This window comes from Streptomyces sp. S.PB5, from assembly GCF_030403745.1.
Taxonomy (GTDB): Bacteria; Actinomycetota; Actinomycetes; order Streptomycetales; family Streptomycetaceae; genus Streptomyces.
This window is the reverse complement of sequence record NZ_JAQMWP010000003.1, coordinates 359426-382250: the sequence shown is the minus strand read 5'-3', so window position 1 is coordinate 382250 and position 22825 is coordinate 359426. Positions and strand designations below refer to the sequence as shown.

Here is a 22825-nt window from a genome sequence, read left to right as displayed (position 1 = left end):
GGTCAGAGTGTCGGCAGGATCTGGTCGAAGAATTCCAGGTCGCCCTCGAAGATCGGGGTGAGGGCCGGGAACTCCTCCGGGGTGATCCAGCGGGCCTCGGCGACTTCCACCGGGTCGGGGATCACTTCGCCGGTCTCGGCGCGGGCGGTCCACCAGTGGAGGCGGAAGCGGCCGTCGTCGGTCTCCGACTGCCAGACCTTCGCCAGGGGTTCGACGGTGAGTCCGACCTCTTCGCGGACCTCGCGGAGCAGTGCCTCCCGTTGGGTCTCCCCCGGTTCGATGCGGCCGCTGAGGGGTTGCCAGTAGCCGGGGCGGGAGATGGTGGGGCCGCGGCGGATGACGAGCAGTCGGTCGTCCCTCAGCAGGACCGCGACGATCGCCTCGCCCTGGGGCGTCAGAGTCGGCATCAGAGTTCGGGGCGGCCCGTGGCCACCGCGTAGAAGGCGACCGCGGCGGCCGCGCCGACGTTCAGGGAGTCGACGCCGTGGGCCATCGGGATGCGGACCCATTCGTCGGCGGCGACCAGGGCCTGGGTGGAGAGGCCGTCGCCCTCCGCACCGAGCATCAGCGCGACCCGGTCCATCCGGTGGGGGGCGGCCTCGTCGAGGGTCTTGGCCTTCTCGTCGGGGGTCAGGGCGAGGAGGGTGAAGCCCGCCTCGCGAACCGACTCCAGGCTCTTGGGCCAGGTGTCGAGGCGGGCGTAGGGGACGGAGAACACCGCGCCCATCGAGACCTTGACGCTGCGGCGGTACAGGGGGTCGGCGCAGTCCGGGGAGAGCAGGACCGCGTCCATGCCGAGCGCGGCCGCCGAGCGGAAGATCGCGCCGATGTTGGTGTGGTCGTTGACCGACTCCATGACCACCACGCGGCGGGCGGTCTGGAGGAGGTCGGTGGCCGTCGGGAGCGGCTTGCGCTGCATCGAGGCGAGGGCTCCGCGGTGCACGTGGTAGCCGGTGACCTGTTCGGCGAGCTCCGGGCTGACGGCGTAGACCGGGGCCGGGAGTTCGTCGATGACGTCACGCATGACGTCGACCCACTTGGCGGACAGCAGCATCGAACGCATCTCGTAGCCTGCGTCCTTGGCCCTTCTGATGACCTTCTCGCCCTCGGCGATGAACAGGCCCTCGGCGGGTTCGCGCTTGCGGCGCAGTTCGACGTCGGTCAGGCCTGTGTAGTCGCGCAGGCGCGGGTCGTCGGGGTTCTCGACGGTGATGAGATCGGCCACAGGGTGATACTGCCTTGCTCTGGGTGCGGTGCCAACGGCTGGGTACGAGTTGGTGTTACCCGGGGTTACTGAGGGGTCTCCGGGCCTACGTTCACCACCGCGCCGATGACGATGACCGCCGGCGGCTTGACCTCCTGGGCCTGGACGACTTCGGCGACCGTCTCCAGCGTCGCGTCGACGCGGCGCTGCGCTGCCGTCGTGCCCTCCTGGACCAGGGCGACGGGGGTGTCAGGGGACTTGCCGTGCGCGACGAGGGTCTCGGCGATCTTTCCGATCTTGTCGACGCCCATCAGGATGACGAGGGTGCCGGTGAGCTTGGCGAGTGAGGGCCAGTCGACCAGCGAGCGCTCGTCGTCAGGGGCGACATGGCCGCTGACCACCGTGAACTCGTGTGCGACACCGCGGTGGGTGACCGGGATGCCGGCCGCGCCCGGGACCGAGATCGAGCTGGAGATACCGGGCACGACGGTGCAGGGGATGCCGGCCTCGGCGAGGGCGTGCAGTTCCTCCATGCCGCGGCCGAAGACGTAGGGGTCGCCGCCCTTGAGCCGTACGACGGACTTGCCCTGCTTGGCATGTTCGATGAGCGCGTTGTTGATGGCCTCCTGGGCCATGAAACGGCCGTACGGGATCTTCGCCGCGTCGATCACCTCGACGTGCGGCGGGAGTTCGGCGAGGAGGTCGCGGGGGCCGAGGCGGTCGGCGATGACGACGTCGGCCTCGGCGAGGAGACGGCGGCCGCGGACCGTGATGAGGTCCGGGTCGCCGGGGCCGCCGCCGACGAGGGCGACGCCGGGGGTGCGGGTGCGGTGGTGGGGGGCGACGAGGGTGCCGTCGCGGAGGCCCTCGACGACCGCGTCGCGGATGGCCGCGGTGTGGCGGGGGTCACGGCCCTTGGCGTTCGTGGTGAGTACGGCGACGGTGACGCCCTCGCTGTGGCCGGTGGCCGGGGTCCAGGCGGTCGCCTGGTCGGCGTCGTCGGAGCGGACGCACCACACGCGGTACCGCTCCGCTTCGGTGGAGGCCGCGGTGTTGGCGTCGTGGTCGCTGGTGGCGATCAGGGCGTACCAGGCGTCGGCGAGGTCGCCGTCGGCGTACGGCCGCCGCTGCCAGGTGATCTCGCCCGCGTCCGCCATCGCCTCGACCGAGGGCGTCGCCTCCGGCGATACGAGGAGGACGTCCGCGCCCGCTGCGATCAGGGCCGGGAGGCGGCGCTGGGCAACCTGGCCGCCGCCGAGGACGACGACCTTGCGGCCGGTGAGGCGGAGGCCTACGGGGTAGGCGGGGTTTTCGGCCATGAGGGTGCGGCTCCTCTGGGGGCTTGGCGGGGGCCCTGACGTGCGGATTTTACTGGGCGGCTGGGTGGGGCGGCTTCGGTGTCCGGTGGCTGGGCAGGGCGTGCCGGGTGCTGGTGCGTGGGTCCGTGCCCACCCGTTCCGCCCTGCGGAACGACTGCCCACGGACCTGCCGGTGGCGGACCTGCGGACGTGGACCCACGGACGTTGGCCCTGTGGACCCGTGGACCTGCGGCCCCGTGGACGTGTGGACGACGGGCCCTCGAGCCCAGGGACTCGCCGACGACAGATCCGCAGCCCCAAGGACCCGCGGGTGACGGACCCAGGCCCCAGGGACCCGCGCGCGACGGGCCCCGGGCCACAGCCCCACGGACGACAGATCCCCAGACCCAAGGACCCGCGGACGGCGACCCCCCGGACCACACCCCCGGTCTCAGGGACTCACGAACGTCGGCCCCTCGGGCCCGGGACCCGCGCACGACAGATCCGCAGACCCAGGGATCCGGAGATGTCGGACCCGCAGACCCATGGACCTGCCGACGCCGGACCCGCAGACCCAGAGAGTGTTGGGCGGACGGAGACGCGCCGCGTGGCCGGGTCGCCGTGCTGGGCACCTCTTTGTGCCCTACTTCTCAGTTACACCCGCGGAGTCGAACGTCGCCACCTCGTGCATCGCCCGGGCCGTGCTCTGGACGAGCGGGAGGGCGAGCAGGGCGCCCGTGCCCTCGCCCAGGCGGAGGTCGAGGTCGACCAAGGGGCGCAGGCCTAGCTTGTTCAGGGCGGCTACGTGGCCGGGTTCCGCGCTGCGGTGGCCTGCGATGCAGGCGGCCAGGACCTCGGGGGCGATGGCGCGGGCGACCAGGGCTGCGGCGCCGGCGCTGACGCCGTCCAGGATCACCGGGGTGCGCAAGGAGGCACCGCCCAGCAGGAGGCCGACCATCGCCGCGTGCTCGAAGCCGCCGATCGCGGCCAGTACGCCGATGGGGTCCGCCGGGTCGGGCTGGTGGACCTCGATGGCGCGGCGGACGACCTCGGTCTTGCGGGCGAGGGTCTCGTCGTTGATGCCGGTGCCCCGGCCCGTCACCTCGGCCGGGTCCGTGTCCGTGAAGACCGAGATCAGGGCTGCCGAGGCGGTCGTGTTCGCGATGCCCATCTCGCCCGTCAGCAGGGCCTTGTTGCCCGCCGCCACCAGGTCGCGGGCCGTCTCGATGCCGACCTCGATGGCCTGCTGGGCCTCCTCGCGGGTCATCGCGGGGCCGGTCGTCATGTCGGACGTGCCCGCGCGGACCTTGCGGGGCAGGAGGCCGGGGGTGGCCGGAAGGTCGGCGGCGACGCCGACGTCCACCACACAGACCTCCGCGCCCACCTGGCCCGCGAACGCGTTGCAGACCGCTCCGCCGCCGAGGAAGTTGGCGACCATCTGGGCCGTCACCTCCTGGGGCCAGGGGGTGACGCCCTGGGCGTGGACGCCGTGGTCGCCCGCGAAGATGGCGACCGCCGCGGGCTCCGGGATCGGCGGCGGGCACTGCCGGGACAGGCCCGACAGCTGGGCGGAGATGATCTCCAGCATGCCGAGGGCACCGGCCGGCTTGGTCATGCGCTTCTGGCGTTCCCAGGCCTCGCCGAGCGCCTTGGCGTCCAGCGGGCGGATCTGGGCGACGGTCTCGGCGAGCAGGTCGTGCGGCTCCTCACCGGGCAGCGCGCGACGGCCGTACGTCTCCTCGTGGACGACCCACGACAGCGGGCGGCGCTTGGACCAGCCGGCCTGCAGCAGCTCGGGCTCGTCCGGGAACTCATCGACGTAGCCGACGCAGAGGTAGGCGACGACTTCGAGGTGCTCGGGGAGGCCCAGCGCGCGGACCATCTCACGCTCGTCGAAGAAGCTGACCCAGCCGACGCCGAGGCCCTCGGCGCGGGCGGCGAGCCAGAGGTTCTCGACGGCGAGCGCGGAGGAGTACGGGGCCATCTGCGGCTGGGTGTGCCGGCCGAGGGTGTGGCGGCCGCCGCGGGTCGGGTCGGCGGTGACGACGATGTTCACCGGGGTGTCGAGGATGGCCTCGATCTTCAGTTCCTTGAACTGCTTCGCCCGGCCCTTGGGGAGGGACTTCGCGTACGCGTCACGCTGGCGCATGGCCAGTTCGTGCATCGTGCGCCGGGTGTCGGCGGAACGGATGACGACGAAGTCCCACGGCTGGGAGTGGCCCACGGAGGGCGCGGTGTGGGCCGCCTCCAGGACGCGGAGCAGCACCTCGTGCGGGATGGGGTCGCTGCGGAAGCCGTTGCGGATGTCCCGGCGTTCGCGCATGACCTTGAGAACGGCCTCGCGCTCGGCGTCGTCGTAGGCGGGCGCGGCCGGGCCGGTGGACTGACGTACTTCTTCCACGGGGGCCGTGCTCTCTTCCTGATCCGCGGCCCGGGTGTCCAGGTCGTCGGCGTGCTGTACGAGTTCGGGGTCGCCGTCGCCGTCGCGAGGGCCCGGGACGGCGGGCTGCTCCTGCGCCGGGAGGACCAGCGGCTGGGGCGGGGTCGGGGCGAGGTGCGGGGTCGTCGGGACCGTGCCCTCCACCGGGACGAACTGTCCCAGGGGCTGCGGCACGGCGGTGGCCTCCGCGCCCGGCCGGTCCTGGTCGACGAACAGGACCTGGGGGCCCGCGGGTTCGGCGACGAGGGGCTGGGCCGTGGCGTCGGGGGCGGCGGCCGCGTCCACGAGGGCCGGCTGCTCGGTCTGCTCCTGAGTCGGGTCCACGGGCGTGCCCTCCGGCTGCGCCGACCGCTCGGCGATGGCAGCGGGGGCGGACGCCTCCGGCTGTACGACGGCAGTGCCCTCGGCGTCCGCGAGGTGAGGCGGCTGCGGCTGCTCCGCGTCGGCGGACTCGGGGAACGGCGGCACGGCTTCGAGGATCTCCGGGGCGGGCGGCGCGGTTTCGGGGGCCGAGTCGGGCGTGAGCGCAGTGGGGTCGGCGGGTGAGGGTGCGGGGGCGGCCGCGTCCGGGGCCTGCCCGGGGTGGGCTGCGGGGACGGCTGCGTCTACGAGCTGCGCGGGGTTGGGTGCGGCTTCTTCGGTTACGACGGCGGCGGGCGTCGCGGCCTGGTCGAGCTCGGTGCCGGGGGCCTGGAACTCGGGTGCCGGTACGACCTGGGGGTCGGTGGCGTCGGTGACGGCCACGGCGGCGGGCTCGGTGACCTGGTCGGCCTCGGGGGCGGGAGCCTCCGGTACCGCGACCGCCTGCGGCTCGGCGGCCTCCGGCGCGAGCGGCGCCTCGGGAACCGGCGCGGCTTCCGGAAGCGGGGTGCCATCGGCCACGTTTGCGATGCCGGGGGTCTGTCCGGCGTCTACGACGTCAAGGGCGCCGACGGCCTGGTCGGCGCCGGTCGCCTCGGGGCTCGCGATCTGATCGGGGGCGACGGCCTCGGGGCCCGGAACCTGGTCAGTGGCGTCGGCTTCCACAAGCCCGGGGATCTGGTCGCCGCCGACCACCTCCACGGCGCCCGGGACCTGGTCGGTGCCGACCGCCTCGGGGCTCGGAGCCTGGTCGGTGCCGGCTTCCACGGTCCCCGGAATCTGCGTGGCCTCTGCGGGCGAGGCGACGCCGGGGTTCTGTCCTGCCTCGGCACCGGGTGCCGCAGCGGTGGCCTGGAGTGTGTCGAGGCCGGGCGCGAGGTCGGTGGCCTGAGGTGTGTCGGGGCCGGGCGCCGCATCGGCAAGCGGAAGTCCGTCCGCCGCCTGGCCTGCATCGACGCCGGCTACGGGAACCGCCGCCTGTTCCGCGTCGGTGCCCGGCAGCGCGCCGGCGGACAACCCTGCCTCACCGTCGGACACGTGACCAGGCGTCTGCCCGGCGTCGCCGAGCGGGCCGGCAGCGGGAGCTTCCCCGCCTTCCGGGGCGGGCAGAACTGCCGAACCGTCACCGGCGTCCGGAACCTCTCCGGCCGCCGGCGCCGGTGCGTTCACGTCCGCCGGGACCAGGCCGCCGTCCGGCTCCTGCGCGGCGACCGGGATGCCGCTCGCGTCGGGCACATACGCGGCCTCGGTCTCCTGGGGCAGCGCGAACTCCGGTGCACTCGCGTCACCCGGGGCGCCTTCGGACACTGAGACGCCCGCACCTGCCGGGGCGCCGTCGGCCCCAGGGACATGCACGGCTCCGGGGACGCCTTCGGACCCCAGCACGTTCGCATCGCCGGGGAGACCCTCAGGACCAGGAACCGCAGCCACTGGAATCCCACCGTCCGCCGGAACCTCCCCGACTCCGGGGATACCCCCGCCGTCCGGGACCCCGACCATCGGAGCCACTCCGGAGCCGGGAACCTGCCCAGCCTCCGGCTCTCCCCCGGCCTCCGGCGCACTCCCGGCGACCGGCACCTGGCCGTTCGCGTCGTACGCCGCACCCGCACCCGCACCCGGAACGCCGTCCGCGCTCACCGCGGCCTGTCCGGCGTACACCGCCTCCTGGGGCTGCGGTGCGGCGGTCTCGGTGACCGCGTCCGTCACCAGACGGGCCACCGCGGCCTGGGCCGCGTCGACCGGCTGCGGGGCCTGTTCCGGCACCGGGACAACCGTTTCGGCAGTCGGGGCCGCCGCGCCGACCGACGCGGGGGCGGTCCACGGCGTGGCGCCCTGGGGGGACATCTCCCGCAGCTGCTGCGGGACGTCGAGGTATTCGGGGCCGACCGTCGGCGGGCCCGACTGGCGGACGGGCGCGCCCGCGGGGCCGCGGTCGGCGAGGGAGCGGACCGGGCTCGCGGAGGCGTCGGGGGTGGGCGGGCCGAGGTGCAGGGGCCGGCGGGGCGTCACCGGAGGAATCGGCACCGACGGGGCCACGCGCTGCGGCTGGGACGGGCGGACGGCGCTGAGGTCGTGCGAGCCGCTGTCGCGGCCGGCGGTCTCGTGCGGTCCGGGCTCGTGGACGGCCTCGACGACCGGCTCGGGTGCGGGCGGGGCGACCTCGTTGCCCCATGCGCCCTGGGCGCCGGGCAGCAGCAGGAGGTCTTCGTCCTCGGCGGTGGTCTCGGAGAGGTAGGTGTACGCACCGTGCGCGGGAACGCCCGGCTGTTCCACCATGCCTGCGTTCTCCGGCAGTCCCTCGCCCGGGATCTGGCCGGTGTCGGTCATGCGTACCCCTCGCCCATCGGTTAGTGCTTCTACGGCCAGCTCACCGGAGACGGCGCACCGACCGCCCCCGCAGTGAAGAACGAGCGTGCGTGCCCAGCGGCACGAACGGCCCGCCGAGAAAGACGACAAAGCCATTAACTGGCATTGTCCCGGCCGTTCCCCCGTCGCGACAGCTTGATCCGCGTCGGTCCGCTGTGGACTGCGCCACGTTGCGCGTCCTCCGGTTCTGCCGTACCACACCCACCCCAAAACGGGCGCGCTTTCCGGACATTGACGAACGAAAGGCCGGTCCACCGGTGCGGTACAACAGTCGGCCAGCCTACCGCGCGCAGTACGACAACAGGATCACGGGATCAACAAATGGGGTCACGTTGAGCGGTCCGGCAGAACCCCGCTGAGCAGGAACGCTACGCTCCGCTCCGTCTCCGTCCAGGCCCGTGTGTCGAGTTCGACGGACTGGATGAGGGCGCACTCGACGCGGTAGCCGTGTTCGGTCAGGTCGCGGCCGATGAGTTCGGCCTCGTCGCGCGTCATGGCGTGGGCGACGATGCCCTGCGGGCGGCGGTCGGCGACCGCGGAGACGACGGCCGCTCCCCCGCCGCCGACCCGGACGACGTCCGGTTCGGGGAGGTTCTCCAGGACGTGCGGGGCGGTGCCGCGGACGATCTGGAGCTGGACGCCGAAGCGGCGGGCGGCGGCGTCGGCGCGGCCGCAGGCGATGAGGTCCCGGTCCACGGCGATGACGGCGGCGCCCGCCCGGGCGGCCTCGACGGCGAAGGCGCCGCTGCCGCTGCCGATGTCCCACACGAGGTCGCCGATCCGGGGGCCCAGGCGGGCGAGTTGGGCCGCCCGGAGCAGATCCGTCTCACCTTCGCCCAGCGGGCCGTCGTAGGTCTCGGCGGGCAGGGCCCAGCCGCGGGGCCCGGCGGCGGGTTCGCGGCCGGAGATCCAGCCGCCGCCCTCGCCTGCGGTCACCGGTCCGCCGATGACGATGACGACGTTCGGGTCGCGCCAGATGTGGTCGGCGGCCTTGTCGGAGGTGAGGATCGTGACCTGTTCGCGCTCGGTGCCGAGTTCCTCGCAGATGACGAAGGTGCGGTGGACGCCCTCCATCAGGAGGCCGAGTTCGGCGGGGCCCGCGCCGGGTGAGGTGAGGACGGCCACCTTGGTGTGGGCGCGGCACACATTCACCGCGCGTCGCAGGGTGCGACGGTGTGCGACGACCACTTGGGCGTCGTCCCAGGGCATGCCGGCGCGGGCGAAGGCGGCGGCGACCGAGGAGACGGCGGGGACGACCTCGACCTCCAGGCCGAACTCGGGGTCGCGCAGGGTGCGTACCACTCCGAAGAAGCCGGGATCGCCGTCGGCGAGCACCACCGCCGTGCCGCGATGGCCGGCGATCCGGCGGGCGGCGAGCGAGACGCTGCCGAGGCGGATGCGTTCGGCGCCGGTGGGTACCTCGGGCAGCGCCAGATGGTGGGCGGCGCCCGCCACGAGTGTGGCGGCACCGAGGGCGGAGCGTGCCGCGGCGGTCAGCGGCGAGCCGTCCCAGCCGATCACCGTCACCCGGTCGGCCATCGTCGTCAGTCTCCAGGGGGTTCGCGCAGGTCGTCAGGGGCGGGCTCCGTGAGGGTACCTGGTCGACCCGGCGAACGCGGCAGCGGTACCTCGGCCGCCCCCTGGTTCAGTTCCAGTCGCCGAACGAGGTGAACCCGTCGGAACCGGTCAACTGGTCGTCGACGCCGGTGAGGTCCTCGGGGAGCAGGCTCCAGACGATGATGTCGGTGCGTACGTCGGTCCAGCCGCCCGCCTCGGTCCGGGCGCGGGCTATCCAGGCGCCCCGCAGGACGCCCTCGCTGATACAGCCGATCTTCTGGGCGACCTGCTGGGAGGCGGTGTTGTCGGCGGCCGTGCGCAGTTCGAGGCGCTCGAACTTCTGGTCCTGGAACAGCCAGCGGGCCGTGACGAAGGCCGCCTCGGAGGCGTAGCCCTCGCCGCGCGCCCACGGGGCTATGACGTAGGCGATCTCGCTGGCGCGGACCTTCCAGTCGGTGTTCCTGAGGTGGACGATGCCGACGAGCCGCTGGGTCAGGAACTCGGTGACGGCGAAGACGATGCCGCGGCCCTCGGCCCGTTCGGCGGGGGCGAGTTCGGTGATCCAGGCGCGGCCGTCGGCCTCGGTGTAGGGGTGCGGCACGGACGTCCAGGCGACGACCTGTTCGTCGTTCATCATCTCGGTGAGCGACTCGATGTCGGACTCCTCGAAGGGACGCAGCACCAACCGCTCCGTGCTGATGGAGATGTTGGGGAAGGTGCTAGTCATGCGCCGCTCCGTAACCTTCGGAAAACCTTCAAGTACCGCTGAACTCCTGCTGAACTGCCCAGCATGCAGCATGAAAGCACTGAACCGCACTACAGGGTCCACCCGGGGTGAGCGAGTGGACCCTGTGCGTGGCGATACGCGGTAAACGCGTGGCGATACGCGGTATACGCGCCGTCAGCCGGAGGTGACCGGCAGGACGCTGCCCTGGTACTCGTCCTCGATGAACTTCTTCACCTCGGACGAGACGAGGAGCTTCGCGAGCTTCTCGCCCCGGGGGGTCGTCCTCGTCGCCCTTCTTGACGGCCAGGAGGTTGGCGTAGGGGTTGTCCTTCGCCGGCTCCGGGACGATCGCGTCCTTCGCGGAGCTGTAGCCCGCGTCCTGGGCGTAGTTGGCATGAGGACGCGGGGCCACAGCCGCACCTGCCTCGGCTGGGCAGGGCGTAGTCCGTCAACTTCTCGGCCGGGGCCGCGGCAACCGGTGCCGCTCGCCCATCGATTCGCGCTTCCGGCTACCCCCGACGACAGGACGGCCACGGATCGCATCCGCCGTGCGGCCCTGGCGGACCGTACAGCGCGGGACCGTTGACTGGGCCCCACGGACGTGCCCCTAGAGGCCACGTGACACCAGACCGGTCAGCGCCAACTGCAACCGTGTCCCCGGGGTGCCCGGTTCGTGCCTTCAAGGGCTCGCGACCGGTGCGGTAACCGCACCGGCATGCTGCGTTACGCACGCCGTATCCGTGGACTCCCTGATCTTCAGCCCAAGTCGGCCTTCTCGGCGAGGTTGTCCTTGATGTACGTCAGGACCTCGCCGGCCGGGACGGCGGTGGCGCCGAAGGCCAGGGCCGCCGCGGCCGCGGGTATGAGGAGCTTGCGCATGCGTGTCGGTCCCCCTGTCGATCGGTGCGCTCAGAACGACGGGATGACGGAGCCGTCGTACTTGTCCTCGATGAACTTCTTGACCTCGTCGGAGGTGAGAAGCTGCGCGAGCTTCTTCACGCGCGGGTCGTCCTCGTTGCCGTCCTTCACCGCGAGGAAGTTGCCGTACGGGTTGTCCTTGGCGGACTCCAGGACGAGGGCGTCCTTCGCGGGCGAGAGGTCGGCCTCGATGGCGTAGTTGCCGTTGATGACCGCCGCGTCGACGTCGTCCAGGGAGCGCGGGGTCTGGGCCGCCTCCAGCTCCTTGAACTTGAGGTTCTTCGGGTTCTTCGCGATGTCGGCCGGGGTCGCGTCGTTGCCCACGCCGTCCTTGAGCGTGATGATCCCGCCTGCGTCGAGCAGCTTGAGGGCACGGGCCTCGTTGACGCTGTCGTTCGGGACGGCGATCGTCGCACCGCTCTTGAGGGCGTCGGCGCTCTTCACCGAGTTCGAGTAGAGGCCGAGCGGCTCCAGGTGGACCGTGACGACGGGCACGATGTGGGTGCCGTTCTTCTTGTTGAAGTCGTCGAGGTACGGCTGGTTCTGGAAGTAGTTGGCGTCGACCGAGCCGTCCTCCGTCGCCGTGTTCGGCGTGACGTAGTCGGTGAACTCCTTGACCTCCAGGTCGAGGCCCGCCTTCTTCGCCAGGTTGTCCTTGACGTAGGTGAGGATCTCGGCGTGCGGGACGGGGCTCGCGGCGACGACCAGCGGGCCGCTGGTGTCGGAGGAACCCGCGGAGTCGTTCTCCGAGCCGCAGGCGGTGAGCCCGAAGGTGAGGGCGCCGACGGCGAGGACTGCGGTGGTGAGCTTTGCGGTGTTACGCACGAAAAGTGCCTTTCCTTTTGGGCAGAGCGACCCCGCGGAGGGTGTGCGGGGACGTTTTCGGGGGTGGGGTCAGACGGTCTTGGTGTCGGCCGTCGCGGCCTTCAGCAGCCGCAGCTTCGGCGCCGGGCCGCCGCGTCCGCCCCGGCTGTACAGGGAGCGGGCCGCGTGGTCGCCGGCGAACTGGATCAGCGAGATGACGACCGCGAGGATCGCCACGGTGATCCACATGAGCTCGGTCTCGAAGCGCTGGTAGCCGTAGCGGATGGCGATGTCGCCGAGACCGCCGGCGCCGACCGTGCCGGCCATCGCGGAGTAGCCGATGAGCGCGACGATCGTGGTCGTGGTGCTGGCGATCAGCGAGGGCAGGGATTCCGGTACGAGGACCTTGCGGACGATCGTCCAGGTGTTGCCGCCCATCGACTGCACGGCCTCGACGAGCCCGCCGTCCACTTCGCGGACAGCCGTCTCGACCAGACGCGCGAAGAACGGGATGGCGCCGATGGCGAGCGGCACGATCGCGGCCTCGCGGCCGATGGTGGTGCCGGTGATGGACCGGGTGAAGCCCATCAGCGCGACCATCAGGATGATGAACGGCATCGAGCGGGCGACGTTCACGACCTGGCCGATGACCTTGTTCGCGAAAACGTTCTGGAGCAGTCCGCCGCGGTCGGTGAGGACGAGGAGGACACCGAGCGGGAGGCCGCCGACGACGGCGATGACGGTGGACCAGCCGACCATGTAGAGGGTGTCCCAACACGCCTGCTCCAGCAGGGGCTGCATCTCGGACCAGGTCACTTGGCACCTTCCTTCACCAGCACGGAGACGGGCTCCTGGCCCACGACGTCGATCTGCAGGCCCTGTTCGCGCAGGAACCCGACGGGCACGACGTTGTCCTCGTAGCGGCCCGGCAGTTCGATGCGCATCCGGCCGACCTGGAGGCCGCCCACGGTGTCGATGGCGGCGCCGAGGATCGAGATGTCGATGTTGTAGGTGCGGGAGAGCTGGGAGATGACCGGCTGGGTCGCGGCCTCGCCGTGGAAGGTGACGTCGATGACCGTGCGGTCGTCGCCCGTGGCCTCGCCGCCGACCGGGAAGAGGGCGGTGGCGAGCTCGGAGCCGGGGGTGGCGAGGAGTTCGCTGACGGTGCCGGACTCGACGATGCGGCCGTTCTCCATGAGGGCGGCGGAGTCGCAGATCGACTTCACGACGTCCATCTCGTGGGTGATGAGAAGGACGGTCAGGCCGAGCTCGCGGTTAAGGTCGCGCAGCAACTGGAGGATCGAGCCGGTGGTCTCCGGGTCGAGGGCGCTGGTGGCCTCGTCGGAGAGCAGGACCTTGGGGTCGCCGGCCAGGGCGCGGGCGATGCCGACGCGCTGCTTCTGACCGCCGGAGAGCTGGGCGGGGTAGGCCTTGGCCTTGTCGGAGAGGCCGACGAGGTCGAGGAGTTCGAGGGCCTTGCGGGAGCGCTCCTTGCCGGACTTGCCGAGGATTTCGAGGGGCAGCTCGATGTTGTCCTGGACGGTCCGGGAGGAGAGCAGGTTGAAGTGCTGGAAGACCATGCCGATACGGCTGCGGGCGCGGCGCAGTTCCTTGCCGGCCCGCGGTCCGCGTCCGGCGAGGGCGGTGAGGTCCTGGCCGGCGACGGTGACCGTGCCGGCGGTGGGCTTCTCCAGCAGGTTGACACAGCGGATGAGGGAGGACTTGCCGGCGCCGGACTGGCCGATGACGCCGTAGACCTCGCCTTCGCGGACGTGGAGATCGACGCCGTCCAAGGCGGTGACCTCACGGCCGCGCGAGCGGTAGACCTTGGTCAGGCCCGTGGTGGTGATCACGTGGATTTCCGTCACTGTCGGGTGCAGGGCGTGGGTGTGCCCTGGCGGGTGCATTCGGTCGGGAACGCGGCACGGTTCTCGTGCGGTGGCACAGGAGCCGGGGGAGAACATGTGCGCGGGGCGGCGTCACGTACGGCAATCAGCGCACGGACATGCCACTGCGTCTCGCTTCGGGGCGCGAGCTCGGGGTGGTGCGGGGGCCCTCTAGAAGGCGCACATTCGACACATACAGCGAGCACCGGGCGTCATGGTCGCCTCGGTCGCAAGGGTGCGGCTGCTCGTCGTGGTCATGGAATCAGTAAAGCAGACGTATGGTCCTGACAAGCCGCCGCTGTCCAGGATGTGGACAGCGGCGGACAGGGTTCAGGGGCGGACGGAGATCTCCACTCCCCCGTCGGTGACCAGCGCCGACAAGGCCGACAGGTTGCCCACGACGAGATCGGCGTCCAGCTCATGGGCCCGGTGGGTTGTGGCCAATGCCACGGTGGTCATCCCGGCGGCCCGGCCGGCCCTGAGCCCGGCCGGGGCGTCCTCGAAGACGACACAGTGCGCGGGGTCGACGCCGAGCGCGCGGGCGGCGAGCAGATACGGCTCGGGGTCGGGCTTGCCGCGGGTCACGTCCTCGGCGGCGACGAGGGTCTTGGGCAGGATGCCGACGGCGTCGAGCCGGGCCTCGGCGAGCCGCCGGGTGGCGGAGGTGACGACGGCCCAGCGGTCGGCGGGCAGGGAGCCGAGGAACGCCTTCGTCCCCGGCAGCAGCTGTACGCCTCCGTCGGGCACGTCCTCGACCTCCAGCCTCTCGATCCGCGCGACCGCCTCCGCCACGACCTCGGAGGGCAGCAGTTCGGCGGCTATCTCGGCAGCGGTACGACCGTGCAGCTCCACCCGCCCGAACTCCTCCGCCGTGATCCCGTACTCCCCGGCCCACTGCCGCCAGCAGCGGTCCACAGAGGCGAGGGAGGAGACCAGAGTGCCGTCGTTGTCGAAGAGCAGGGCCTGCGCGTGGATCGTCATGGTCCAGACCCTACGGCTCGGCGCGGGGTCGGCCGCATCAGGCCTTTTGGCCCGTAATAGGGTCGCCCCATGCTTGATGCCCTGACGCTGGTGACCGGTGTCGCCGCGCTGTTGCTCGCCGCCTGGTGCGGGTGGGCGGCCTATCGTGATCAGCCGACCAAGGACTGGCACTTCATCGGGATGGGTGTCGTCACAGCACTGGCCCTGGTGCAGCTCGTCGTCGGGATCGTGCAGCTGGCGCGGGGCGAGGAGCCGGAGCAGGGGACGACCATCTTCGTGGCGTATCTGCTGGGGGCGTTCGCCTGTGTGCCCGCCGCCGGGTTCATGTCGCTCGCCGAGCGGACGAAGTGGGGCTCGGTGACCGTGGCCGCGGGCGGAGTGGTGCTGGCGGTGCTGGAAGTGCGGCTCTATGACATCTGGGGAGGCTGAGGTGGCCGTGGACGAGGAGAAGGCGGGCAGGAACCGGCTGATCAGCGGCCCCGGGACGCTGCTCGTGTGGCTCTACGGGGTCATGGTCGTCGGCGCCGTGTCGCGGTCCGTCTATCAGATCGCCACCGAGTTCGACCGGGCGCCGCTGGCCTACTCGCTCTCCGCCCTCGCCGGCGTGGTGTACGGCTTCATCACGTACACCCTCGTGCGCGGCGGGGAGACCGCCCGCAAGGCGGCGCTGGTGTGCTGCGCCGCCGAGCTGGTGGGCGTGCTGACGGTGGGGACCTGGACGCTGGCGGATCCGTCGGCGTTCCCGGACGCGACCGTCTGGTCCGACTTCGGCATGGGGTATGTGTTCATCCCCGTGCTGCTGCCACTGTCGGCCATCTACTGGCTGCGGAAAGCCCGTACCGCTACGCCGTAGCGGCGTACGTCCCCGCAGCCTTCTCCAGGACGATCATCGGTACGCCGTCCGCGCCCTTCGACGTGCCCACCGCCTCGTAGCCCACCTTGCGGTAGAGGCTGAGGTTGCCCTCGCTGCGGTGGCCGGTGAAGAGGCGGAACCTGGTGGCGCCGCGCTCGCCGGCCAGCGCCGCTTCCGCCGCGCGCAGCAGCCGCGCCCCGATGCCGTGGCCCTGGAGGCGCGGGTGGACGCAGAGCTTGCCGATGGCGGCCGAGCCGTCCTCGGTGACATGGCCGCGGACCGAGCCGACGACCTCTTCGCCGAGCCGCGCCACGAAGACGCAGTCCCCGGCGACCTCCTCACGGACCGAGTCCAGGGTCTGGACGAGCGGATCGATGCGGTAGTTGCCGTACAGCGCAGCCTCGCTCTGGAAGCACAGGTACTGCAGCCTGAAGATCTGCTCCGCGTCCTGCTCGGTCGCCGCAGAGATGGTCACGCTCATGCCCATGTGCGCACGCCTCCCGCTCACCTGATCGCCGTTTCGTCCCTCACTCCTATCCCCGCCCTCCGCGGGCCGCAACCTCCGGTGTGAGCAAACGACGGAGACAACCCAGGCATCTGGAACGTTCCGGGCCGAGACTGCCCTGTGAGATACCCAACTTCCCCGCGATTTCCCGATAGGTGAGGTCCCTCGGGGAGAGCAGCGCCTCCATGAGACTGGGGCAGCGGCCCGGCAGCCGGCGTACGGCATCCCGCAGGGCGCGGCCCCGGGCCGCCGCGAGGGCGAGGTGTTCCGGGGTGCGGTCGGTGTCGTCCGCCGGCTCGGTCTCGTACGGCTGTTCGAGCATGGTCGTACGGCGGGTGCGGCGGGCCTCGGAGCGGACCGCGCTGCGGAGCCAGCTCTGCGGGTCGGCCGGGGGGCCGTCGGTGTCGAGGCGTTCGAGGAGGCGGAGCCAGACCGCCTGTTCCAGGTCGCCGGGTTCCGTACCGGTGGCATGTGCCTCGGCGGAGGCTTCGGCGGTGAGCAGGGGGCGCAGGGTGGTGACCAGGTCGTGGGACATATGCCTGACGACGCGGCCGTCCGGGCGGCGGGTTGCCCGGACGGCCGTTTGTCACCCCAACCGGGGCCGGGCGCTCAGCCGTTGACGAAGTCCTCGCGGGCCAGCAGGCCGGTGTCCGGGTTGTCGGTGAAGACGCCGTCGATGCCGGTGGCGAAGTACGCCCGGTAGGCGCCGAAGACATCGCCGTACCCGTCGGCGTCCGTGCCCTTGCGGAAGTTCGCGGGGAGGAACGGGTTCTCGTTGCGCATGGTGTACGGGTGGAGGATCAGGCCCACCTTGTGCGCGTCGGCGACGAGGGTGGTCGGCGTGGTGAGGTTGCCGCTCGCGTCCTTCGGGATGACCAGGTCGAGGGTCGGGCCGATGCCCTGGGCGTAGCCGGCGATCTCCCTGAGGCCTTTGGGGGTGATCAGGTCGGCGACCGTGCGCGGGTCGCCCGTCTCGACGAAGTCCCAGGGGCGGCTGGCCGCCGAGGAGAGCAGGACCACCAGCGGGTTGTCGACCAGCGTGTTGAGGCGCTGGATGCTGGTCGGCTCGAAGGACTGCAGGATGACCGGCGAGTTCCGCTTGTCCTTGCCGTACTTGCGCAGCAGCTTGGCGACCCGCTCCTCAAGGCCCAGGCCCAGCTTGCGGAAGTAGGTGGGGTGCTTGGTCTCGGGGTAGATCCAGACCTGCTTGCCGCGCTTGCGGGTCTGCTCGTCCTGCCACTTCAGGACCTCTTCGAAGGTGGGGATCTCCCAGCGGCCGTCGTAGAGGGTGTTGTGCGGGCGGTTGGCCGGGATGCGCTCGATCGCGCGCAGGGTCTTCAGCTCGGCGAGCGTGAAGTCCTCGGTGAACCAGCCGGTGACGGAGACGCCGTCCAGCAGCTTGGTGGTCCGGCGGCCGGCGAACTCGGGGTGGTCGGCGACATCCGTCGTCCCGCCGATCTCCGGTTCGTGACGGCAGACGATGTGACCGTCCTTGGTGGGCACCAGGTCTCCGGCCTCGACGATGTGGGCGCCGAGGTCGAGGGCGAGCTGGTACGCGCCGAGCGTGTGCTCCGGCCGGTAGCCGCTGGCGCCCCGGTGGCCGATGATCGTCGGCACGGGCAGGCTCTTCACGCCTCCACCATGCCGTGTCCCGCCGGCTCTCGCCGTACCCGGCAGACCGAGCACGGCTCCGCTCGCGCCGAGTACCGCGGCGCCGAGAAGTGCCCGCCGGCCGGTCCCGCCCGTCTGCTCGTCCGAGTCCTGCGTTCCCATGAGCGCCTCCTGCGTCGGCTCCTTCGGTGCGGGCCGATCGTAGGTGCGTGTACATGACGGACGGGAGACCTCCGGCATAACGCACGGGTGATGCTGGATGTCGTACGAGATCACTGCCGCCGTCGCACGGGAGGTCCGCTGTGACGGGTCGTCAGCGGCGGAGGCGATGTCCGTCACATATGGCCAACGGGTTACGGGCGGTACACCGCACGTCACCGCAGGTAAACCAGCGTCAACAGTTCGTAAGACCTCGGTGAACCCGGTGAACCCGATGTGCACGACCCGGGGAACCGCGAGTATCGTCCTCACCTGCACAGACATATACCGATTCACTTGACACCGGAGGATCCGTTGTCCCGCTTCGCGTTCCTCAAGGCAGTGCTCGGACCGATCATGCGCCTGATGTTCCGCCCCCGGGTGGAGGGCGCGGAGCACATCCCGGGGGACGGTCCGGTGATCCTCGCCGGGAACCACCTCACGTTCATCGACTCGATGATCATGCCGCTCTTCTGCGACCGCCAGGTCTTCTTCATCGGCAAGGACGAGTACGTCACCGGCAAGGGCCTCAAGGGCCGGCTGATGGCCTGGTTCTTCACGGGCTGCGGCATGATCCCGGTCGACCGGGACGGCGGCCGGGGCGGGGTCGCCGCGCTGATGACCGGGCGCCGGGTGCTGGAGGAGGGCAAGGTCTTCAGCATCTACCCCGAGGGCACCCGCTCCCCCGACGGCCGGCTCTACCGCGGCCGCACCGGTATCGCCCGGCTGGCCCTGATGACCGGGGCGCCGGTCGTGCCGTTCGCCATCATCGGCACGGACAAGGTCCAGCCCGGCGGCGCCGGCTTCCCGCGCCCCGCCCGGGTCACCGTCCGCTTCGGTGAGGCGATGGAGTTCTCCCGGTACGAGGGGATGGACCGGGACCGCTATGTGCTGCGCGCGGTGACGGACTCCGTGATGGCGGAGGTCATGCGGCTGTCCGGGCAGGAGTACGTGGACATGTACGCGACCAAGGCCAAGGAAGCGGCGTAACTTCTCTACACGGCGGGCTGCTCATCGGGCGGCCCGCCGTTGGTGTGTCCGGGGGCGGGAACCCACAGGACGAAGGTCGCCCCCTCCCCCACCTGTGAGAACAGCCGGACCTGGCCTCCGTGCGACTCCACGATCTGTCTGACGATCGCCAGGCCGAGACCCGCGTGCCGGTCGCGGCCGCTCGCCCCGTCGGCCCGCCAGAACCGGTCGAAGACCCTCGTCTGGTCGTCGTGCAGGATGCCGGGACCCTCGTCACGTACCGCCGTCCACAGCCAGCTGCCGGTGCGGCCCGCCGCGACCGTGATCAGCGTGCCCGGTGGAGACAGCCGTACGGCGTTCGAGAGCAGGTTGCCGACCGCGCGGCGCAGGGCGTCGTGGTCGCCGATGACGGTCAGGCCCGTGGTGAGACGGCGGTGGAGGGTGAGGCCGCGTTCCTGGGCCAGCGGGGCGAACTCCTCGCACGCCTCCGCCGCCGCTGCCGCGAGGTCGACGTCGGCGTCGGCGAGGGCGGGGGCGTTGCGGCGGGCGGTGGCGAGGAGGTCTTCGACCAGGCGGGTCATCCGGGTCGTCGCCCGGTCGACGCTGCGGGCGGCCGTACGGCGCTCCTCCTCGTCCGAGTCCTCCGACGTCAGTACGGCGTCGACGTTCGCGCGGATGATGGCGAGCGGGCTGCGCAGTTCGTGGGAGGCGTCGTCGATGAGCTGGCGTTGGGCGCGGAAGGCCTCGTCGAGGCGTTCGAGCATGGAGTCGACGGTGTCGGCGAGGTCGCGGAGTTCGTCCTTGGGGCCCTGCAGGCGGATGCGCCGGGAGAGGTCGGTGGCCTGGATCTCCGCTGCGGCGCGGGAGATGGAGCGCACGGGGCGCAGGGCGCGGCCGGAGAGGATCCAGCCGAGGGCGAGGCTGGTGACGGCGACGCCGCCGAGGACGGCGAAGGAGAAGCGGCGGAGGTTGGCGAGGGTCTCGTAGTTCACGGCGGCCTCGACCTCGTGGACCTTGACCGCGTCGAACTCGCCCACCTCCTCGCCGTTCACGAACTTCTTCACCGGGAACTGCTTGGTGACCGGGTGGGCCTCGCCGCTGCGTTCCACCGCGAGGTAGGTGGCGCCCAGGACAAGGGCGGTGAGGATGAACAGGAGTCCGGAGTAGAGGACGGTCAGGCGGAAGCGGATGGTGTGGGTGAAGGCGGGGAGACGGAACCTGTCCGACGAAGTCCCCTTCAGGGCGGGCCACTTCAGGGAGGGCCGCTTCATGGCGTGTCCTTCAGGCGGTAGCCCTGCCGGATCACCGTCTCGATGAGGGGTTCCTGCTCGCCGGTGACCTTGCGGCGCAGTGAACCGACCGTGACCCGCACCGTGTTGGTGAACGGGTCGGCGTATTCGTCCCAGACGTGTTCGAGGAGTTCCTCGGCCGGTACGACGCGGCCCGGGCGGGTCATCAGATAGTGCAGGACGCTGAACTCCTTCGGCGTGAGCGGGAGCCGGCGGTCGCCCCGGTAGGCCTCGAAGCGGGCGGTGTCCAGGCGGAGTTCACCGACCTCGACGATGGCGGTGCCGCCGTCCTCGCGACGCAGCAACGCCCTTATCCGGGCGAGGAGTTCGGGGAGGGCGAAGGGTTTGACGAGGTAGTCGTCGGCGCCCTCGTCGAGGCCGCGGACCCGGTCTGCGAGGCGGTCACGGGCGGTGAGCATGAGGATGCGGGGGCCGCCGGGGGTGGCGCGGATGGCACGGCAGACCGAGAAGCCGTCGCCGTCGGGGAGGTTGAGGTCGAGCAGGACCAGGTCGTAGTCGTTGACGGCCAGTTTCTCGGTCGCGCTGTCGACGTCCGGGGCGACGTCCACGGCGTAACCGGCCCTGACCAGACCGACCTTGAGCGCGACGACCAGGTCCTCCTCGTCCTCGACCACGAGCAGTCTCATGTCCGCCCCCTCGGTCCTCCCGGCGGTTCAGCCGCCGTCGATGATGGTCCGGGCCGCGGCCGCCGCGTCGGCGACGGGGATGGCGAAGCCGATGCCGATGGAGCCGCCCCGCTGCTGGTCCAACGTCGCGATGGCCGTGTTGATGCCGATGACCCGCCCGTCGGCGTCGACGAGGGGCCCGCCCGAGTTCCCCGGGTTGATCGAGGCGTCGGTCTGCACGGCACGCTGCTGCCGACCACCCTCACCCAGCCGCACGTCACGGTCCAGGGCGCTGACGATGCCGGAGGTGACGGTACCGCTGAGGCCGAGCGGGGAGCCGATGGCGAGGACGGTGTCTCCGACGCCGGGCCGGGAGCCGGGAGTGGCCAGCTGGGCCGGGCGCAGACCACGTGCCGTCTCCGGCTGGAGTACGGCCACGTCGTGATCCGGGTCGTCGCCGATCACCTCGGCGTTGAGCCTGCGGCCGTCCTGAAGCTCGACGGTGACGGTGGAACTGCCGTCCACGACATGGGCGTTGGTGAGGATCCGGCCGCGGGCGTCGAGCACGAATCCGGAACCCTGGCCGTTCGGGGTGACGACGGACACGACGCTGGGCAGGACTCGCGCGGCGACGGCTTCCAGGTCACCGGGGGCGCGGGCGGCGGCGGCCGGGGTGGCGGGTTCGTCGTCGCCGAGGGCACCCGCCGCGTATCCGGCGGCGCCGCCCGCGAGGACGGCGGCCAGGAGGGCGGTGGCGAGGGGACGGGGGGTGCGGGCGCCTTTGGGTGACGGGGGTTTCGGGGTGTCGTACGGCGAGGGGGACGGGGTGGGTGTCGGGGGTGCGGTCCGCTCGGGGAGCGTCGGGGGACGGCCGGCGAGGAAGGCGGGGCCTCGGGGGGTGCCCAGGCCGCGGGTGGACGCGGGGCCGGGGGCGGGGGTGGCGTCGGTGGGGGTGCGGGGTGTGTCCGGGTCGGGCAAGGCGTGGCCGAGGGCCGGCGTGCCGAGGCCGGGCGGGCCGGCGTTCAGGGCGGTGGGACCGCTGGGCTCTTCCGGGCCCACCGGCTCTCCCAGGCCCAGCGGCTCCACCGGCTCCTCCAGGCCCACCGGCTCCCCCCGGCCGTCAGCCCCTCCCGGACTTGTTGGGTCCCTTCGGCCCGGTGGGTGGGTCGGGGTGCCGGGGGTCGTCGGAGGGCCGGAAGCTGTCGGAGGGCCGGGGTGCGTGGGGTCGGTCACGGGTTCCTCCCTGGGTGGGGGGTGGTCATGGGAGCCTCGAGAACCACAGCAGGGACGTCGCCGCGGCGATCAGTGCCGCACCGAGGCCCGCGGCCACGAACCACTGCCAGATCTCGCGCTGCTCGGTGCGGTGGCCCACGGAGCTGCCGATGTCGTCGTAGACGGCCTGGAGCTCCTCGCCGGTGGCGGCCTCGTGGTAGTCACCGCCCGTGACGGCGGCGAGGCGTTCCAGCGCGGGGCCGTCGACGGGGACCTGGAGGACCCGGCCGTCGGGGAACTCGATGACCCCGTCCTCGGTGCCGTAGGCGATCGTCGAGACCGGGATCTCCTCGGCGGCCGCCTCCGCCGCTGCCGACTCGACCGAGCGGCCCACGGTGTTGGAGCCGTCGGACAGAAGGACGATGTGGGCCGGGGGCGGTTCGGTCTCGGCCTGTTCGTCCAGCGCGCGGATCGCGTCGCGGGCGGCGATGACGGCGTCGCCGATCGCGGTGCCCTGGCCGGCGGTGAGCTGTCGGATCGCCGAGCGGAGCAGGGCGCGGTCGGTGGTCGGCGGCACCGCGACCGTGGCGTTGCCGCTGAACGTGACCAGCCCGGTGTTGAAGCGCGCGGGCAGCCGGTCGACGAAGGTGAGGGCGGCGCGCTGGGCCGCCTCGAAGCGCGTGGGTTCGACGTCCGTGGCCTCCATGGAGCCGGAGGTGTCGAACGCGACGACGATCGTGGCCCGTTCCCGCGGCACCTGTACGTCCGCCGTCGGACGGGCGAAGCCCACGACCAGCAGGGCGATGGTGGCGCAGAAGGCCCCCGCCGGGACGTGCCGGCGCCAACCCGGCCTCGTGGGTGCGACCTTGTCGAGCAGATCGAGATTGGTGAAGCGGACGGCGTACCGGTTGCGTCGGCGCTGTGTCAGCAGATACGCGCCGATCAGTGCGGCGAGCGGCACCAGGAGCAGCAGCCAGCCCGGTGAACGCAGACCCATGATCCCTCCTTTCCGGAAGGCGC

General features: G+C 71.7%; 21 protein-coding genes and 1 pseudogene. 3 read left to right on the top strand and 19 right to left on the bottom strand.

What is annotated here, in order from left to right; genetic code table 11:
* Positions 1-2 precede the first annotated feature (2 nt).
* The 12 genes and pseudogenes from PH203_RS10565 to PH203_RS10510 all read right to left on the bottom strand — a co-directional run bounded on the left by PH203_RS10565 (position 3) and on the right by PH203_RS10510 (position 14542).
* Positions 3-407 (bottom strand): NUDIX domain-containing protein, encoded by a 405-nt coding sequence (locus PH203_RS10565; protein ID WP_289918995.1) that lies wholly within the window; start codon positions 405-407, stop codon positions 3-5.
* Positions 407-1225, bottom strand: coding sequence for an RNA methyltransferase (locus PH203_RS10560; RefSeq protein WP_289918993.1), 819 nt, complete (start codon positions 1223-1225; stop codon positions 407-409). The genes PH203_RS10565 and PH203_RS10560 overlap by 1 nt, the downstream gene beginning before the upstream one ends.
* 65 nt (positions 1226-1290) lie before the next feature.
* Entirely contained in the window at positions 1291-2523 is a 1233-nt protein-coding gene (gene cobA, locus PH203_RS10555; protein ID WP_289918991.1) for a uroporphyrinogen-III C-methyltransferase, read from the bottom strand.
* A 622-nt stretch (positions 2524-3145) separates the two neighbouring features.
* On the bottom strand, positions 3146-7630 hold the full coding sequence (gene cobT, locus PH203_RS10550) for a nicotinate-nucleotide--dimethylbenzimidazole phosphoribosyltransferase (protein WP_289918989.1): 4485 nt from the start codon (positions 7628-7630) through the stop codon (positions 3146-3148).
* Between the two features lie 366 nt (positions 7631-7996).
* A complete protein-coding gene (gene cbiE / locus PH203_RS10545; protein ID WP_289918986.1) occupies positions 7997-9208 on the bottom strand; it encodes a precorrin-6y C5,15-methyltransferase (decarboxylating) subunit CbiE in 1212 nt (403 codons plus the stop codon).
* Between the two features lie 106 nt (positions 9209-9314).
* Positions 9315-9953: a GNAT family N-acetyltransferase gene (locus tag PH203_RS10540; protein WP_289918984.1), complete on the bottom strand. Its 639-nt coding sequence runs from the start codon at positions 9951-9953 to the stop codon at positions 9315-9317.
* 174 nt (positions 9954-10127) lie between these two features.
* Positions 10128-10350: pseudogene (locus tag PH203_RS10535) on the bottom strand (MetQ/NlpA family ABC transporter substrate-binding protein); the annotation flags it as partial.
* A gap of 359 nt (positions 10351-10709) precedes the next feature.
* Positions 10710-10832: a hypothetical protein gene (locus PH203_RS10530; RefSeq protein ID WP_289918982.1), complete on the bottom strand. Its 123-nt coding sequence runs from the start codon at positions 10830-10832 to the stop codon at positions 10710-10712.
* A gap of 30 nt (positions 10833-10862) precedes the next feature.
* A complete protein-coding gene (locus PH203_RS10525; protein WP_289918979.1) occupies positions 10863-11696 on the bottom strand; it encodes a MetQ/NlpA family ABC transporter substrate-binding protein in 834 nt (277 codons plus the stop codon).
* A 69-nt stretch (positions 11697-11765) separates the two neighbouring features.
* A complete protein-coding gene (locus PH203_RS10520) occupies positions 11766-12491 on the bottom strand; it encodes a methionine ABC transporter permease (RefSeq protein WP_289918976.1) in 726 nt (241 codons plus the stop codon).
* On the bottom strand, positions 12488-13528 hold the full coding sequence (locus PH203_RS10515; RefSeq protein ID WP_289918974.1) for an ATP-binding cassette domain-containing protein: 1041 nt from the start codon (positions 13526-13528) through the stop codon (positions 12488-12490). Before PH203_RS10515 ends, PH203_RS10520 begins: the two co-directional genes overlap by 4 nt.
* Positions 13529-13891: 363 nt before the next feature.
* Positions 13892-14542 carry an HAD family hydrolase gene (locus PH203_RS10510; RefSeq protein ID WP_289918972.1) on the bottom strand — a complete coding sequence of 217 codons (651 nt, stop codon included), beginning with the start codon at positions 14540-14542 and terminating at the stop codon, positions 13892-13894.
* 69 nt (positions 14543-14611) lie between these two features.
* Here PH203_RS10510 and PH203_RS10505 point away from each other — a divergent pair, with 69 nt between their 5' ends.
* Together PH203_RS10505 and PH203_RS10500 are read left to right on the top strand one after the other, a co-directional pair.
* Positions 14612-14971 (top strand): hypothetical protein, encoded by a 360-nt coding sequence (locus PH203_RS10505; protein ID WP_289918970.1) that lies wholly within the window; start codon positions 14612-14614, stop codon positions 14969-14971.
* Positions 14952-15395: a hypothetical protein gene (locus tag PH203_RS10500; protein ID WP_289918968.1), complete on the top strand. Its 444-nt coding sequence runs from the start codon at positions 14952-14954 to the stop codon at positions 15393-15395. The genes PH203_RS10505 and PH203_RS10500 overlap by 20 nt, the downstream gene beginning before the upstream one ends.
* Here PH203_RS10500 and PH203_RS10495 read toward each other — a convergent pair.
* From PH203_RS10495 to PH203_RS10485, 3 genes are all read right to left on the bottom strand, one after another.
* Positions 15385-15882: a GNAT family N-acetyltransferase gene (locus PH203_RS10495; RefSeq protein WP_289918966.1), complete on the bottom strand. Its 498-nt coding sequence runs from the start codon at positions 15880-15882 to the stop codon at positions 15385-15387. The genes PH203_RS10500 and PH203_RS10495 overlap by 11 nt on opposite strands.
* A gap of 46 nt (positions 15883-15928) precedes the next feature.
* Positions 15929-16435, bottom strand: a complete 507-nt coding sequence (locus PH203_RS10490; protein ID WP_289918964.1) for a sigma-70 family RNA polymerase sigma factor — start codon at positions 16433-16435, stop codon at positions 15929-15931.
* A 74-nt stretch (positions 16436-16509) separates the two neighbouring features.
* Complete coding sequence (locus PH203_RS10485; RefSeq protein WP_289918963.1) at positions 16510-17673, bottom strand: glycerophosphodiester phosphodiesterase; 1164 nt, start codon at positions 17671-17673, stop codon at positions 16510-16512.
* 351 nt (positions 17674-18024) lie between these two features.
* Here PH203_RS10485 and PH203_RS10480 point away from each other — a divergent pair, with 351 nt between their 5' ends.
* Positions 18025-18699: a lysophospholipid acyltransferase family protein gene (locus PH203_RS10480; RefSeq protein ID WP_289919448.1), complete on the top strand. Its 675-nt coding sequence runs from the start codon at positions 18025-18027 to the stop codon at positions 18697-18699.
* Between the two features lie 5 nt (positions 18700-18704).
* Here PH203_RS10480 and PH203_RS10475 read toward each other — a convergent pair whose 3' ends face one another.
* From PH203_RS10475 to PH203_RS10460, 4 genes are all read right to left on the bottom strand, one after another.
* On the bottom strand, positions 18705-19949 hold the full coding sequence (locus PH203_RS10475; RefSeq protein WP_289918962.1) for a HAMP domain-containing sensor histidine kinase: 1245 nt from the start codon (positions 19947-19949) through the stop codon (positions 18705-18707).
* Complete coding sequence (locus PH203_RS10470; RefSeq protein WP_289918960.1) at positions 19946-20614, bottom strand: response regulator transcription factor; 669 nt, start codon at positions 20612-20614, stop codon at positions 19946-19948. Before PH203_RS10470 ends, PH203_RS10475 begins: the two co-directional genes overlap by 4 nt.
* A 27-nt stretch (positions 20615-20641) precedes the next feature.
* On the bottom strand, positions 20642-21697 hold the full coding sequence (locus PH203_RS10465; protein ID WP_289918958.1) for a trypsin-like peptidase domain-containing protein: 1056 nt from the start codon (positions 21695-21697) through the stop codon (positions 20642-20644).
* 154 nt (positions 21698-21851) lie between these two features.
* Complete coding sequence (locus PH203_RS10460; RefSeq protein ID WP_289918957.1) at positions 21852-22802, bottom strand: VWA domain-containing protein; 951 nt, start codon at positions 22800-22802, stop codon at positions 21852-21854.
* Positions 22803-22825: the final 23 nt, after the last annotated feature.